Genomic DNA, 15,439 nt, shown 5'->3' with positions numbered 1-15,439 from the left:
TCGATAAAGACAGATACTTAAGAGATATTTACCGCAACAGGATGAAAACTGATGAATTTATTGAACTCACCAACCAACGGGCTGGAGTTGAAGGATTACCTTCTGTCTTCAGAAGGTTCTACAATGTCGACTCAATGCCTGTTAGGGGTAAAGTGCGTTCAAAATTATTCTTTGGCTTTAAAGTTTTGGCCAGTAATGTTAAAAAGTTATTCAAGAACCCAGGGATAGTTACTGGATAAGGACTATCTTCAGGATATTTAATTATATATTGTTGAAACTTGATTTTTAGTATTTAAATCTTAGTTTAATCAGATAATATTTGGTGTTTTTGTGTTACAATCAATTATAATTTCGAAATAAAAGGTGCTATCCCATATGGGATAGCACCTTTTTGTTTTAAAAAAAGAGCCTCTGTCTAATACAGAGGCTTAGGAGAATAGTAAATTAATAGGGTGATTCTATTATAATAAGGGTGACTTACTTAATTAGCTTAACATTTTTTCAAGGTCTTCTTGTGGGTCACCTGTTAATTGTAGATTGAAGTTTTCTTGTAAGACGCCAACTACATTTTCGCTTAAGAAGTTTGGAGCGCTAGGACCGACATAGATATCTTTTACTCCTAAGCTGAATAAGCCTAGTAAGATAGATACTGCTTTCTGTTCGAACCAAGATAAGACGATGCTCAATGGTAAGTCATTAACTCCACAATCGAATGCTTCTGCTAATGCTACAGCAATCTTTACTGCTGAACCGGAGTTATTACATTGTCCTAAGTCGATATAACGTGGGATCTCTGTTCCTGGTACAGTTCCATAGTCAACATCATTGAATCTAAATTTACCACAGGAAGTTGTTAATAACACACAATCTTCTGGTAAAGAAGTAGCTAACTCTCGATAGTAATCTCTACCTTTAGTCTTTGCATCACAGCCAGCAATTACAAAGAAGCGACTAATCTTTCCTTCTTCAACAGCTTCTATAATCTGTGGAGCAATATCTAATACTGTTTCATGATGGAAGCCAGTAATCAATTTTTCATCTGAATCTTGATTAGCTGCTGGTAAGTCTAATGCTTTTTCAATAATAGGAGTAAAGTCATCATCTTCAATCTCTTGTACTCCTTCTAAACCTGTTACATCATAAGAATAGAACCTATCAGCATAACTTCCTCTAATCGGCATAATACAGTTAGTAGTTCCTAAGATAGCACCTGGGAATTCTTCAAATAACTCACGCTGGTCATGCCATGCCTTACCTACATTACCTTTTAAGTGGTCATATTTATTCAATTCTGGATAGCCATGAGCAGGTAACATTTCAGAGTGAGTGTAGATATTAACGCCTTTACCTTCACTTTGTTCTAACAACTCTTTTAAGGCATGTAAGTTATGTCCAGTAACTAAGATACAGTTACCTTCGACCTTATTCTGTTCTACTTCAACTGGACTAGGGACACCTAATTCGTCAGTATGAGCTTTGTCTAATAGGTCCATTACCTTAACTGTTGCGTCTCCTACTTCTAAAGCTAAGTTAATATGGTCTTCTAAATTAAAGTTTACATTAGTTAAAGTAGAGTATAAGCCTCTTTCTATAACTTCACTAACTTCTGGGTCAGTATAGCCTAGTTCTCTAGCATGGGAAGCATAAGCTGCAACTCCTTTTAGTCCAAAGATGATAGTATCCTGTAGACTAGCAATATCCTCATTCTTGCCACAAACTCCTACTTTTGTACAGCCTTTAGATGGTGTCTGTTCACATTGGTAACAAAACATAATTTTCTCCTCCTTTTTATTTTGGTAAAAGACTAAAAGTTATGTAAAATATTCAAATGTTGATACCATTATAAAAACTATAGTTACTTTTGTCTGTGAGTTAACTCACGCTGATATTAAATATAGTAAATATTATGAAAATTAATTTTAAGCTATGTGTTATTATATGCGTTATTATATATTTTGTAAGATTGAAGCTTTGAGATTGGAAAAATACTTTTTACAATTATGTGCGAAAAATGTACAAATTAACAAAATGATGCAGGAATACTAAAATTAAATGAGAAATACTAAATATGAAGATAACAATTTAAAATATTATGTTATTTTGTAATAAAAAATGAAAAATATTAAAAAATAGAAGGAAAGTAATAATTTTGATAGGGATAATGTTAATGTCAGTAATTCAAACATAATATTATAATTTATGATATGTTCCCTTGGTTATATTGTTAGGTTTATAATTAATTGTAGTTTTAAAGTATAGCTAATTGTGAATAAAATAACAAAATGAATATTTTATCATTTTTCATGAAAAAGGCAACCCTCATCGAAAGAGAGGAACGCAAAGTTCGGGTCTAAGATATAAGAATTTATGTTATGACTGTTGGACTGCCATGAGAAATAGGCTTAGGTTATAAAAACCTTATTTCTCATAGTTTTGGAGGAATAAGGTTTTTTTAATTTATTTACAGATTTAGATTGGGAGGTGATGAGTTGGAGAAAATAGTATCGGATAGTACAGCACAAGAGATAGTAACTAAGCTAAGTGATAATTTAGAACAGAATATAAGTATTTTAGAAGCTATGATTTCTAAAACCGAAGACTTTTATGGTCTGGTTGCAGCTAGACTACCGGAAATTGAACAGAATATTGATGAAACAATTGAAGAAACTGAGTTGTTAATTAATTACTTTATAGAGACTGAAAGTAATGAATCAGAAGTTAACGGTGGATTTCAGATGGCAGAGGTTTTAGGAAACCTTCAAAAAAGAATTAATCAGGTCTACGATTCGTTATCAGCTAGAGATGAAATCTCTGAAGTTTTAGAAGGGTTTGTAATAGATAGTACTGATGACCAGGCTCAATTTTCTGAAGTCTTAAACTTAATTGAAGAATTAGATGAGGTATTAAGTGAGTTAGAAGATCTTTCAATTAATGCAATTATTGTTTCATCTAAAGCGGGAGATAAAGGTGCTGGATTTAGAGTAATATCAAATGAGATCAATCGTCTTTCAGCTGATATTAAAGAAAAGTATAATTTCATTGAAGAAAGTATGTTGAATTTACAGAACTGGTATGATGATTTTACAGATGACTTGCATAGGCTAGCAGAAATAGAGGAGACAGTAGCCACTGATTATAAGCAGGAGGTTAAAGGAGTCTTTAATGAAATATTAGCATCTTTACAGACTATTTCTGATATGTTAAAGGACTTTATGGATCATATCAACCAAGCGGTAGCTCCTATTTATGACATTATGGTTTTAACTCAAAATCAAGATATTATTAGGCAGAACTTAGAAAATCTAATTAAGATTATATCTAATACCTATCAAGAGGTTAAGGGACTTAATTTAATTGGTATGGGAGATAAAGAAATTTTAGATCACTTAGTCTTTATGTCTGAAGTCTTTAATTTATCGCAAAAATTGATGACAAATATCTTACAGCAGCTACAGGATTCTTTATTTGCAATTCAGGATAAATTTACAGAGATGGATCTTAATCTGAATGAAATTAAAGAAGATGGCAAGGAGTTGACATCATTTTTAGCTGGTAGACCTGAAGAAGAGAATAGAACTGTAGAGGAAGAAAGGGTTAGTCTAGAGTTAATCTATCAGAATTTAATTAACTTTATTCCGAAGTTGACTAATGCTTTAGAAGAATTAGACGATAAATATGTTCATGTGCTAGATAATAAAATGATCTTTTATGATAATATGAAAAAAATTCAAGAACAATTTACTGAAATCAATGGGGTAGCTAATCAGTTTAATAAGATAAGGCTTTTAGCAAAGATTGAATTTTCGAGAATGCCTACTGCTAAGCAATCATTTGCTGATGATATAGAAGCAGCTATTAAAGATTTTATCAATTCGAGTGATCATAATCAGAGGCTATATAGTGATTTGAAGGTGCATTTAGAGGAAAATTACAAGCAATTCATGGCAATATCAAGTAAAACTAGGGACACAATTAATCAATCTAATGAAGTCATTGCTGAGTCGGAAGATAAGTTACTATTAACTAAAAGGTTGATTAAAGAAGCAATCCAAGCTTTACAGCAATCGATTAATGATTTAGTTTCAGAGGTGACAATGGTTAACCAGCAGATAGATGAGTGTCATACTTTACAGACTGAAGGTCAAAGTGTTATTGATTCTTTAGAGGAATTTAAATTAGAAGTAATAGAGTTAAAGGAGAGCTATTTAGAGAAGGCAGGGCTTGAAAGTTGGGAAGAGCATAATGAGAGATTACAAGAGCTAGTGATCCAGTTTACTAATTACTTAGAAAGAAAGACTGCTCAAGATGAAATTGATGATTTGGATATAGAAGTAGGTAGTGAAGGTGGAGAGTTAACGTTATTCTAAACATAAGGAGGGATTATCATTGAAGATTAAAGAGGAAGGGGAAGAGGTAACTGTTTATATTGAAGATGAAAGGATAGACATCACTAATTCGAAACAGCTAAAAGATAAGATCTTGTTATTTATTGAGCAAGGATTTAAACGAATCAACCTTGATTTTTCTGAAGTTAAGATGATTGATAGTTCTGGGATTGGAAAGTTATTATTAAGTCAAAAAAGGTTAAAAGAGGTTGATGGCAAGTTATCGTTGGTTAATATTAAGAGTGATTATATCAAAAAGATTATTAGGTTAATTCATTTGGATGAAGTAATAGAAGTTAAGGAGGGGTAATATGGGTCAAGTGGTAGAAATATCTATCCCCCAGGAGTTAACTATTTATAATGTTAATGCTTTCAAAGATGAGGTAGTGAGTAACTTAGGAAGCAAGCAAGAATTAATATTGGATTGTCAGGAAGTAGAGATGATTGATGGGGCTGGAGTTCAATTACTTTTATCTTTAGAAAAAACAGCTTTAAATGAAGAATTCAATGTAGAATTTAAAAATCTTACGCCTAGTTTTAGGGAGACGGTAGAATTAGCAGGAATTAATGAATTATTAGATTTTGCTAAGGAGGAAAAGAAAGATGGGTAAGCGGATATTAGTTGTTGATGATTCCAGAACTATTCGTTCATCGGTTAAGTACACTTTAGAGAAGGAAGGGTATGAAGTTATTTTAGCTAAAGACGGTAAAGATGGGCTAGCTAAACTAGAAGAGAATAGCTCCATGAGTGAAAGACCAAAGATGATTATTACTGATGTGAATATGCCTAATATGGATGGGATTACTTTTGTCCAAGAGGTTAAAAAGAGTAGTAAGTTTAAGTTTATTCCAGCTTTAATCTTAACTACTGAATCACAAGCTAGTATGAAAGAGAAAGGTAAGAAAGCAGGAGCTGCTGGTTGGTTAGTAAAACCATTCAAACCAGAACAGCTGCTTAAAGTAGCTAAGAAGTTTATTAGATAGAAAGGAGGGAGGACATGTCTGAAGAGGAGTTAATTAATGTTTTTATTGAAGAAGCTGAAGAACTTTTAAGAGAGTTAGAGATTGATCTTTTGCAGTTAGAAGCAGAACCTAATAATCAGGAATTGATTAATAGGATCTTTAGAGCTATGCATACTCTAAAAGGTAGTGCTGGTTTAACCGGTTTGACTCAAATTGCAGACTTTGTACATCATGCAGAAGATTTATTAGACCGAGTTAGAAATGATTCATTACAGATTAATTCAGAAATAATTAATCTGTTATTACAGAGTCGTGATTTAGTTGAAAAGATGGTAAAAGCCATTGTTGAACCGGAATACGATTTTGATATTAGCAATGTAGAAGAAGTGAGTAGTTCTTTACAGTACTTTTTAAGTGAAAAAGATAACATAGAAGTAGGATCTGCAGACATATCTTCTGGAGTGAGAAGTAGTGAGGAAAAGGTTTATAGAGTACATCTTGAATTTAATCCTAATCTCTTTAAGACTGGAACTGATTTTTTATTATTAATTAGGGAGTTAGATGAACTGGGAGAGATCTTAGACAGAAATATTAACTTAACAAAGGTTCCAGAAATCTATGATATTGATCCTGAAGAATGTTATTTAAGTTTTACTCTATTACTTAAAACAGATGAGCCACTAGAGCAGATTGAAGATGTATTTATCTTTATAGAGCTGGATAATAAGGTAGAGATAGATGATATCACTGAGAATTATCAAGATGATTTAGACTTAAGTCTAGCCGATAAGAAAACAGGAGAAATATTAATAGAGAAAGGGATTGTAGAAGAAAAGGATATTCAAGAGGCTCTAGCCCAACAGCGCAAGTTAGGTGAAATTCTGACTGCTGAAGGAAAAGTTAGTCAAAAGCAAGTAGAAAAAGTAGTTAAAGAACAGCAAAAGAGTAGGAAAGTTAAAACAAAAAATACTATTAAAGTAGACACTCATAAATTAGAATCTTTGATGAACTCCATGGCTGAATTGATTATTTCTCAAGCAAAAGTTAGAGACTTAGCACTTAATAAAGATGCTGAATCAGAGGTAGAATTAGTAACTGCTTTAGATGGGGTAGATAAAAGGATTCGTAACTTGCAAGAAGAAATTATGAAGGCGCGAATGGTGCCTATTGGGAATACATTTTTGCGGTTTAGGCGTTTAGTAAGAGATCTTTCTCAAGAGCAAGGAAAAGAAGTTAAGTTAGAGATTAAAGGAAAAGAGACAGAGTTAGATAAAACAATAATTGAAAAGATTGGCGATCCACTAAAGCATATGATTAGAAATTCTATAGACCATGGTATTGAATTGCCTGAAGAAAGAGAAGAGAAAGGTAAGCCTAGACAAGGAACTATTACTCTAAATGCTTATCATCAAGAAGGTAATATTGTGATCGAAGTAACTGATGATGGTCAAGGATTGAATAAAGATCAAATTCTAAGTAAAGCATTAGAGCGAGGTGTGATTGAGCCTGAACAGGAATTAAAAGACGAAGAAATCTATCAATTGATCTGTGAACCTGGATTTTCTACTGCTCAAGAAGTGACCGAAACATCTGGTCGAGGAGTAGGAATGGATGTAGTGAAGAGTAATATTGAAAAGTTAAGAGGTTCAGTTAATATTAGTAGTGAAGTTGATGAGGGTACTACTTTTAAACTAAAAATCCCATTAACTTTAGCTATCATCGATGGAATGTCAGTTAAAGTAGGCGAAGATTACTTTATTATTCCTTTAAATTCGATTATAGAGTTCATCCAACCGATAGAGCAACATATAAAGACAGTTAAAGGTAAGGGTGAAGCGATTAAGGTTAGAAACGAATATATATCTCTTACTCGATTACATAAGTTATTTGAGATAGAAGCTAAAAAGACTGATCCTAAAGAAGGAATTTTAGTTATTGTACAAGAGGAAGGTAAGAAGACTTGTTTGTTAGTAGATGAAATCTTAGGACAACAACAGGTAGTAGTTAAGAGTTTAGAAGATAATTATACATATGTAAAAGGTATGGCAGGTGCTACTATCTTAGGTGATGGTAGTGTAGCTATGATTTTAGATGTAGCAACAATTATACGAATGGCACTGGCGTAATACAGTTGACAGTTGATAGTTGACAGTTGACAGTGAAGCCCAGAAAAGAGCTTCCGAATTAGAAGCAGAGTTTGTCATAGGCTGGGCGAGACAGTGAAGCCCAGAAAAGAGCTTCCGAATTAGAAGCAGAGTTTGTCATAGGCTGGGCGAGACAGTGAAGCCCAGAAAAGAGCTTCCGAATTAAATTTTAAATAAGTGGGGTGATTATATGAAGGCTGAAGAGCAGCAGGATAATACCATGAATATTCTTAATCAGCAGTTGACTAATATTTCTGCGGAAAATCAATTTGTTACTTTTGGAGTTGAGGATGAGGAATATGGTGTTGATGTTTTGAAGGTACAGGAGATTATTCGTTATCAGAAACCGACTAAGGTTCCTAATGCACCGGAGGTGGTTAAAGGTGTAATTAACTTTAGAGGAGAAGTTATCCCGGTTATTGACTTAAGAAAGAAGTTTGATCTTGAGTTGAGGGAGTATGATGATTTTACAGTGATTGTTATCTTAGAGGTTAAGGATAAGACGATAGGGATTATAGTAGATCATGTTTCTGATATCCTAAGTTTTTCTAAGGAAGACATTCAGGATACGTTGGAGTTTAGCTCTGATATTAAGACGGAGTTTATAAGAGGAATGGCTAAGTTAGATGATCGTTTGATTATGTTATTAGAATTAGAAAAGTTATTATCCTTTGAAGAATATAAGGGTTTAAATCATTTAGAGCAACAAAAGGTGGATGAAGAGGATGAGACAGAGGTAGACACACAAGAAGATTCTGTTAAGGCTTAAAGTGAAGCGAGATGAGATATTATGGACTTTAGAAAGCAGATTAGTGATGAAGCATTTGATCAGATTAGTCAGTTAGTACAGCAAAAGATTGGCTTAAATCTAACTAAAAAGAAGAAAGCAATGGTTCATTCTCGTTTAGCTAAGAGAATTAGAAAGTTAGGATTAGATAGCTTTGATGAGTACTATGAATTTTTAAATGGTAATGATAGTGAATTAATTCACCTTTATAATATGTTAACTACAAATGTGACTAAGTTTTTTAGAGAGAAGTATCATTTTGATTTTTTACAGGAAGAAGTCTTTCCGCAGATTAAAGCGGATAAATCTAAAAAGAAGGTTCGCATTTGGAGTGCAGGATGTTCTAGTGGAGAAGAGGTATATAGTCTAGCTATTAGTTTAAAAGAATTCTTTAATTTAGACGAATGGGATATTAAAATTTTAGCTACAGATATTAATACAGAAGTTTTAGAGCTAGCTAAACGAGGCATTTATCATCAACGCCAAATCCAACCTATTCCTTATAAATTATTGACTAAATACTTTAAATTAGGACAAGGTCAGAATGAAGGATTATTTAAAGTTAAGAATGAATTAAGAAATTTAATTATATTTAAGAAGTTGAACTTGAATCAAAATGAGAGTTATCCAATAAAGTCGAGACTAGATTTTATCTTCTGTCGTAATGTCTTTATTTACTTTAAAAAAGAGACTAGGAATAGCATTTTAGATAGGTTTCATCGCCATTTAAAAAGAGGTGGTTATCTCTTTTTAGGTCATTCTGAATCGATTAATACAGCAGGCAAGTTAGGTCGAAAATGGAGATTAATTCGCCAGACAACTTATCAAAAAATAATTAAGGACTGTTGACTATGAAGCGAAGACTAGATTTTAATAGACGAAAGGAAGTTAATAATATCTATGCTGGTGAATTTTATGTAACTACTAATCGTGAAGCAGTGATTACAACTTTATTAGGCTCTTGTGTAGCTGTCTGTTTGCTAGATGAGGTTAATTCGATATATGGAATGAATCATTTTATGTTGCCGACTGAAACCAAGAGAAAAGCAGGAGATAAGGCTGGAAAGTATGGTGTAGATGCTATGCGGCTTTTACTAACAGAGATGTTGAAGCAAGGAGCTAAGTTAAAGTATTTAAAAGCTAAGCTTTTTGGTGGCGGGAAGGTTACTAGGTCAAGTTATAATAATGTGCCACAAGCTAATATTAAATTTGCTCAAAGATATTTAGCAGAGCAGGGGATTCCTGTGACTGCACAAGATGTAGGAGGAGAATGTGGGCGACAGATTTACTTCATCCCAAAGGAGGGGGTCTATTCTCGTAAACTTAAGTCTACATATAGAGGATTAGTTTAGATTAGGTTGATTAAAATTATTTTATGTGAAGGAGATGATATTAGTGAGGTTAATTGAGAAGTTGAAGATAAAAAGTATAGGAGTAAAGTTATTTTTAGGTTTTGGCTTACTTTTAGTTTTAATGATTATTATGACCTTTATGAATTATAACTCGATGAAACAGAATGATAAGAAATTAATTGAGTCAGAAAAAGCATATCAAGGGGTCATTTTAGCAAATGAAATTAAATTTAATATAACTCAAGTTCAGCAGTGGTTGACAGATGCAAGTGCTACCAAAGAGAAATCAGGGATCCAAAAAGCAGAACAATACGCTAAAAAGGTTAAAACAAATATAAATGAATTAAAAAAATTACATCCGGAATTAAAAGAAGAGTTAAATAGAATTGAGGAAGAATTTGTGGAATTTAAAGAAACCGGTTCCAAGATGGCACTGGCTTACATTAACCAGGGGACTCAAGCGGGAAATCACTTAATGACTACTGTTGACAAAGAAACAGATAAATTAAGTAAGAGTGTAAATAAATTAGTTAATAATAGCGAGAAAGAAATGGAAATGGAGTTGCAATCTGTAGAGCAGAAGATGAATGCTGATGCAAAGAAAAACATAGTAATTACTTTAGTAGCCCTTGTGATTGGGATAATAACTGCCTTATTAATAACTAGAGGTATCACAAATGCAGTAAATGAAGTGCAGAATGTAATTAAAAATATGGCTGATGGAGATCTTACTGAAAAGGCTAAAGTAAAGGTTAAGGATGAATTAGGAAGAATGGCTAAAGATCTTAATAAAACTATTGATAAGTTAAGTTCTACTATTGGAAAAGTCCAAGATTCTGCAGCAACTGTTGAGAATGTATCTAATGAAATAGCTGAAGGAAATCAAGACTTATCACAAAGAACACAAGAGCAAGCGTCTTCATTAGAAGAAGTCTCAGCAACTATTCAGCAGATGACAGCTGCAGTAGAAGAAGTAGCTGCTAACTCTGAAAATGCCGAAGAATTAGGAGAACAAACTATGGAAGTTGTCGAAGATGGTTCTGAGATAGTTGAAGAGACAATGGAATCCATGTCTGAAATTACAGCTAGTAGCAAAGAAATATCAGATATTATTACTGTTGTTAATGATATTGCGTTCCAAACTAATTTATTAGCACTTAATGCTGCAGTGGAGGCTGCTAGAGCTGGAGAGCATGGGAAAGGTTTTGCCGTAGTGGCAGCAGAAGTAAGAAATTTAGCCAGTAGAACGGCAGAATCAGCAGAAGAAATAGAAGACTTAATTACTCAAATTATTGATCAAATAGAAGAAGGTAACGAATTAGTTGAAAAGACAGGCCAGTCATTAAATAAAATTGTAGATAATAGTGAGCAAACGACTCAAGCAATAATGGAAATTGCTTCTGCCATGCAAGAGCAGTCAACATCAGCTGGGCAAATTCAAGGAGCAGTAGGTGAGATGGACCAGGTAACACAACAGAACGCTTCTATGGTAGAAGAGATAGCTAGTGCTAGTGAATCATTAAGTGATGAAGCACAAGATATGTTAAATAGGGTTAAGCAATTTAAAATAAATAATGATATAGTAAGTTTTAGTCAACCAAACTCTACTCAACAACAAGGAAGCCAGCAAAGCAAAGAAAAGAACATGTTATTAGGCAATGAAGAAGACGTGGAATTTGATGAAGATGATTTTGAGAAGTTTTAGAAGGTAGTGATGGGGCTGTTGGCAATATTGCTAACAGCCCAATTATTTCTAGTTGTACTATATTAGTAACTAAAGAGGGTGTAATACCCCAATAATTAATGTATATTAGTATTTAATTTAGTTTGGGGTAAAGTGGGGGTGATTGATCAATGCAGGAAGTTGAAGATGAGATAATAGTTGATAGTTTAAATAAAGAAATATCCAATACATTTTATGAAGTTTATAAAACTGAGGAAGAAATAGAAGTATTTTTAAGGCCTTATATTGACAATATTATAGAGTTGAAGATTGGATTTCATGAAATCCTAGCCAATGCGGTTGAACATGGGAATGATTTAGATCCTGATAAAAGTATTAAAGTAAAAGTTATTATAACTAAGCAATCTATTAAGATAATTATTGAAGACCAAGGGGTAGGTTTTGATTGGTATGATAAGCTAGTGAAAGAATTAGATTATAATGATTCTAATGAGCGAGGACGTGGAATCATTATAGCTAGGAAGATTTATAATAAAGTTGAATATAATGAGCAAGGAAATAAAGTATGTTTAGTTAAATCTAGACAGAATTAATTACAATAGATAATAGTAGCCATGCAGTACATAGCGATTGAATAGATGGAGGATTGCAATTATGAATAAAGATAAAATTTTAATTATAGAGGATAGTAGAACTCATATTAAATATCTAGAGAACTGTTTGCAGGATTACGAACTTATTATTTGTCAAACAGGAGAAGAAGGGCTTAATGCTGCTTTGACTTATAATCCAGATTTGATATTGTTAGATCTAACTTTACCTGATATAGATGGGCTAGAACTCTGTCGTCGTCTTAAATCTGGTAAGGTTTTGAGTGGGACACCGATTATTGTTTTAACTACCCGTGATGAGGTTGAAAAGGCTTTTTCATTAGGTAGCGATGATTACTTAAGGAAACCTTTTTTAAAAGAAGAATTATTAGCTAGAATTGAAACAAGACTAGAAATGAGTAAGATGCAAAAAAGAATTAGGATTTCTGAGACAAGGTATAGGACATTAGTTGAAAGGGTTTATGATGGGATTTTGATTATTGATAATGAAGGAAAAGTTATATTTGCTAATCAACAGGCAAGTAAATTATTAAATATTCCGATTGGAGATATGATTGGGAGTGATTGTTTAGAGTATTCATTGTCTTTTTTTGATTTAAGTAATAATGATGACCCTATGCAAGAAGAATTAATATTTGCCAAAGGAGATAAAATTAAAGAGTTTATAGAAAGTTTAGAGGATAGAAGTTTCAGGTGTAAAGTAAATTATGATGATGGTCATATTAAATTTCTAAAAGGGTCTTTAATTTCTATTGAAGAGTTAAATAAGGCAGAAGAATACTTGCTTGTATTTAGAGATATAACAGAGGAGGTATTGGAAAAGAGATTACAACAGGCTTATTCTTTCTTATCTAAGATAACTAATTTAAGTTATAGCTTAGAGAGAGTTGCGGAGAGGTTTACTATCAAGCTTAAAGAATTATTAGAAGTAAGAGGAGTAACAATATATTTTAGAGATTATAATGGTGATTTGGCTTTAGTAGGAGAATCTGGGATTGAGAACGAAGTTGTTTCTGGGATTAAATTAAAGGAAAATAATTGCTTATATAATATAGCTAAAGAATGTGATATAGAGCAGAAGATTATATTTAAGAATTTACAATCATATTGTGAAGAATGCACCAGATGTGACGAAGCCTATGATAGTCCATTTTATGAAGTTATTGGAATTCCATTAATACATAATGCAGAATTATTAGGAATTTTACAGATGATTATTCATGATGGTAACAATTGGTTTGAACTTGAATCAGAATTATTATCATCATTTATTATAGATATTACTAATCTCTTTAATACAAAGAGATTACAGTTAAAGTTAGAGGACAAACATCAGAGACTATTAAATAATATAAGTAAGGCACGAATGATTCAAGAAGCGTTATTTCCTCAGAGGTTACCGCAATTGCCAGCGTTAGATATAGCTGCTAGACATAGTTTTGCTGAACATCTTGGTGGTGATTTTTATGATATTTTTGTCATTGATGAAGAGTATTTAGGGTTTTATCTAGCTGATGTTTCGGGGCATGGTATTGATGCAGCCTTAATGACGATCTTTATTAAGAGTAATATTGTACCTAAAGAAGGATTGAATGGCGAGAATAGAATTAGAAGTCCAAAAGAAGTTATTAAAGATTTAGAGCGAAAGTATCAGCAAGAGAACTTTCCGGCTGATAAGTTCATAGCAATCTTTTATGGACTTTTAAATTATAAGACAGGAGAGTTGACTTACTCAGCTACAGGATTTGTAAATTTCCCGATTAAGTTTAACCAAGAGGATACTGAAGAGCTAGTCTGTTCTGGTCCAGTTATAAATAGTTATATACAGGACTTTGAGCCTGTAGAGAAGAAATTGAGATTAAAGCCTGGAGATTCTCTTTTTCTATATACTGATGGATTAGTAGAAGAGACAGATAATAAAGGAGAAATGTATGGAGAAGAAAGACTGATTGAAAGTATTAAATCATGTTGTGAATTAGATACTAGTCATATAATGGAAAAGATTAAATATGATTTTGAAAGTTTTGTGCGAAATAATGATTATACTGATGATATAACTTATTTATTGTTAAGAAAAGAATAAAAAAGCCACCTGTCAATTGACAGGTGGCTTTTAAAAGGGGATACTTGAAAAAGGGAAAATAAGGGGTAAGGTTTATTAACCATTTCTTATCTTACATCTATAGTATATATCACCTTTTTGACGTAAATGTGATGAAATTATTAATAAAATGTGAACAACTAAAAAATATTTCATGAGAATAATCATACTTTCTATTTTAAATAGTTCATCCTTTGTAATACCGGACTATTATGGTATTATGTTGCGAATTTAATATTTTTTTCCTAAAAAAGAAGGAGTTTTTAAACTTTTGATGTAATATATTACTACTAATACCTAAATTAAGGCAAGTATGATATGAAAGATTTTAATATTAAGGTTTAGGTTAAGGCAGTTTTTATGCCAGAATGAAAGGGGGAGATAGGTGGAGTAGTTTGAAATAGGCGAGTTGTTCATAGGGAAGGTTACAGATGGGGCTGACAGATATTTTTAACACATAATATTCTGAAAATTTAGAGTTTTAAAAAGTTTTATTAGTATATTTATTTACTAAAATTTAACTAAGTTAAAGATTAAATTATAATAAAACGAAAGGTGGATGATTATTAAATGGCAGTAAAGTCAGATATTGAAATAGCTCAGGAGGCAGAATTAAAGCACATTACGGAGATAGCTGAAATTCTAGGATTAAGCAAGGATGAAATCGAACTATATGGAGATAACAAAGCTAAAGTTAAGTATGAAGCTTATAAGGAGAGAATGGACAATGAGGACAGTAAGTTAATCTTAACTACTGCTATTACTCCTACTCCTGCTGGTGAAGGTAAGACAACTACTAGTGTTGGTTTAACACAGGCTTTAAATCAGTTAGGACATAAGACTACAGTAGCTCTAAGAGAACCGTCTTTAGGACCATGTATGGGAGTTAAAGGTGGTGCTGCAGGTGGAGGTTATTCACAGGTAGTTCCAATGGAAGATATTAACTTACACTTTACAGGTGATATTCACGCTATTGGTGTTGCTCATAACATGCTTTCAGCAGCAATCGATAATCACATTAAGCAGGGTAACGACTTAGGTTTAGACCCGAAAGAGGTAGTATTCGAGCGTGTTGTTGACATGAACGATAGAGCATTAAGAGAAGTATTAGTTGGTGTAGGTGGCCCTAACGGTCAGGTTAGAGAAGATGGCTTCATGATTACAGTTGCTTCTGAGGTAATGGCTATTCTTTGTCTTTCTGAAGGAATTGAAGACTTAAAAGAAAGGTTAGGTAATATCGTTATCGGTTATACATTTGATGATGAGCCTGTACAGGCTAAGCAGTTAAATGTACACGGAGCTATGGCTGCATTACTTAAGGATGCAATTAAGCCTAACTTAGTACAGACTTTAGAGAATACACCAGCATTTATCCATGGTGGTCCATTTGCTAATATCGCACACGGTTGTAA

At 32.8% G+C, this 15,439-nt stretch carries 14 protein-coding genes and 1 riboswitch; of the genes, 13 read left to right on the top strand and 1 reads right to left on the bottom strand.

The annotated features are described in order from the left end of the window. Positions 1-239, top strand: a 239-nt coding sequence (locus tag BM077_RS13125) for a transposase (RefSeq protein ID WP_177188350.1), incomplete at its 5' end; no start/stop codon positions are given. 246 nt (positions 240-485) lie between these two features. On the opposite strand, the gene hcp is transcribed toward BM077_RS13125, so the two are convergent. Then, positions 486-1,772: a hydroxylamine reductase gene (hcp, locus tag BM077_RS13120; RefSeq protein ID WP_089751087.1), complete on the bottom strand. Its 1,287-nt coding sequence runs from the start codon at positions 1,770-1,772 to the stop codon at positions 486-488. Between the two features lie 529 nt (positions 1,773-2,301). After that, positions 2,302-2,392: riboswitch (cyclic di-GMP riboswitch) on the top strand. A 97-nt stretch (positions 2,393-2,489) separates the two neighbouring features. Between hcp and BM077_RS13115 the strand changes: the two genes are divergently transcribed. The 12 genes from BM077_RS13115 to BM077_RS13060 all read left to right on the top strand — a co-directional run. Further along, positions 2,490-4,367 carry a methyl-accepting chemotaxis protein gene (locus tag BM077_RS13115; RefSeq protein WP_089751089.1) on the top strand — a complete coding sequence of 626 codons (1,878 nt, stop codon included), beginning with the start codon at positions 2,490-2,492 and terminating at the stop codon, positions 4,365-4,367. A 19-nt stretch (positions 4,368-4,386) separates the two neighbouring features. Further along, positions 4,387-4,695, top strand: a complete 309-nt coding sequence (locus tag BM077_RS13110) for an STAS domain-containing protein (protein ID WP_218124703.1) — start codon at positions 4,387-4,389, stop codon at positions 4,693-4,695. A gap of 1 nt (position 4,696) precedes the next feature. Continuing rightward, entirely contained in the window at positions 4,697-4,996 is a 300-nt protein-coding gene (locus BM077_RS13105) for an STAS domain-containing protein (RefSeq protein ID WP_089751090.1), read from the top strand. Next, positions 4,989-5,369: a response regulator gene (locus tag BM077_RS13100; RefSeq protein ID WP_089751091.1), complete on the top strand. Its 381-nt coding sequence runs from the start codon at positions 4,989-4,991 to the stop codon at positions 5,367-5,369. The genes BM077_RS13105 and BM077_RS13100 overlap by 8 nt, the downstream gene beginning before the upstream one ends. Positions 5,370-5,383: 14 nt before the next feature. Continuing rightward, a complete protein-coding gene (locus BM077_RS13095) occupies positions 5,384-7,474 on the top strand; it encodes a chemotaxis protein CheA (protein ID WP_089751093.1) in 2,091 nt (696 codons plus the stop codon). A 208-nt stretch (positions 7,475-7,682) separates the two neighbouring features. Beyond that, the gene (locus BM077_RS13090) at positions 7,683-8,261 is read left to right on the top strand and encodes a chemotaxis protein CheW (RefSeq protein WP_089751095.1); all 579 of its coding nucleotides are present in this window, start codon (positions 7,683-7,685) and stop codon (positions 8,259-8,261) included. Positions 8,262-8,282: 21 nt separating this feature from the next. Then, positions 8,283-9,128 carry a CheR family methyltransferase gene (locus tag BM077_RS13085; RefSeq protein ID WP_089751097.1) on the top strand — a complete coding sequence of 282 codons (846 nt, stop codon included), beginning with the start codon at positions 8,283-8,285 and terminating at the stop codon, positions 9,126-9,128. Between the two features lie 2 nt (positions 9,129-9,130). Continuing rightward, positions 9,131-9,631 carry a chemotaxis protein CheD gene (locus BM077_RS13080; RefSeq protein WP_089751099.1) on the top strand — a complete coding sequence of 167 codons (501 nt, stop codon included), beginning with the start codon at positions 9,131-9,133 and terminating at the stop codon, positions 9,629-9,631. A gap of 43 nt (positions 9,632-9,674) precedes the next feature. Then, on the top strand, positions 9,675-11,336 hold the full coding sequence (locus BM077_RS13075; protein ID WP_255361654.1) for a methyl-accepting chemotaxis protein: 1,662 nt from the start codon (positions 9,675-9,677) through the stop codon (positions 11,334-11,336). A 149-nt stretch (positions 11,337-11,485) separates the two neighbouring features. Beyond that, a complete protein-coding gene (locus tag BM077_RS13070) occupies positions 11,486-11,908 on the top strand; it encodes an ATP-binding protein (protein WP_089751101.1) in 423 nt (140 codons plus the stop codon). Positions 11,909-11,969: 61 nt separating this feature from the next. Beyond that, positions 11,970-14,009 (top strand): SpoIIE family protein phosphatase, encoded by a 2,040-nt coding sequence (locus tag BM077_RS13065; RefSeq protein WP_090095304.1) that lies wholly within the window; start codon positions 11,970-11,972, stop codon positions 14,007-14,009. Between the two features lie 588 nt (positions 14,010-14,597). Then, on the top strand, positions 14,598-15,439 hold an 842-nt coding region (locus BM077_RS13060), incomplete at its 3' end, for a formate--tetrahydrofolate ligase (RefSeq protein WP_143018626.1).

The organism is Candidatus Frackibacter sp. WG13 (assembly GCF_900114655.1).
Classification (GTDB): Bacteria; Bacillota; Halanaerobiia; order Halobacteroidales; family Acetohalobiaceae; genus Frackibacter.
This window is presented reverse-complemented; position numbering and strand designations above follow the sequence as displayed.

What these genes read in the sequence shown, in the direction of transcription:
- hcp (WP_089751087.1), bottom strand. Translation starts at nt 1,772, where the DNA reads ATGTTTTGTTACCAATGTGAACAGACACCATCTAAAGGCTGTACAAAA.
- BM077_RS13105 (WP_089751090.1), top strand. Translation starts at nt 4,697, where the DNA reads ATGGGTCAAGTGGTAGAAATATCTATCCCCCAGGAGTTAACTATTTAT.
- BM077_RS13100 (WP_089751091.1), top strand. Translation starts at nt 4,989, where the DNA reads ATGGGTAAGCGGATATTAGTTGTTGATGATTCCAGAACTATTCGTTCA.
- BM077_RS13095 (WP_089751093.1), top strand. Translation starts at nt 5,384, where the DNA reads ATGTCTGAAGAGGAGTTAATTAATGTTTTTATTGAAGAAGCTGAAGAA.
- BM077_RS13090 (WP_089751095.1), top strand. Translation starts at nt 7,683, where the DNA reads ATGAAGGCTGAAGAGCAGCAGGATAATACCATGAATATTCTTAATCAG.
- BM077_RS13085 (WP_089751097.1), top strand. Translation starts at nt 8,283, where the DNA reads ATGGACTTTAGAAAGCAGATTAGTGATGAAGCATTTGATCAGATTAGT.
- BM077_RS13080 (WP_089751099.1), top strand. Translation starts at nt 9,131, where the DNA reads ATGAAGCGAAGACTAGATTTTAATAGACGAAAGGAAGTTAATAATATC.
- BM077_RS13070 (WP_089751101.1), top strand. Translation starts at nt 11,486, where the DNA reads ATGCAGGAAGTTGAAGATGAGATAATAGTTGATAGTTTAAATAAAGAA.
- BM077_RS13065 (WP_090095304.1), top strand. Translation starts at nt 11,970, where the DNA reads ATGAATAAAGATAAAATTTTAATTATAGAGGATAGTAGAACTCATATT.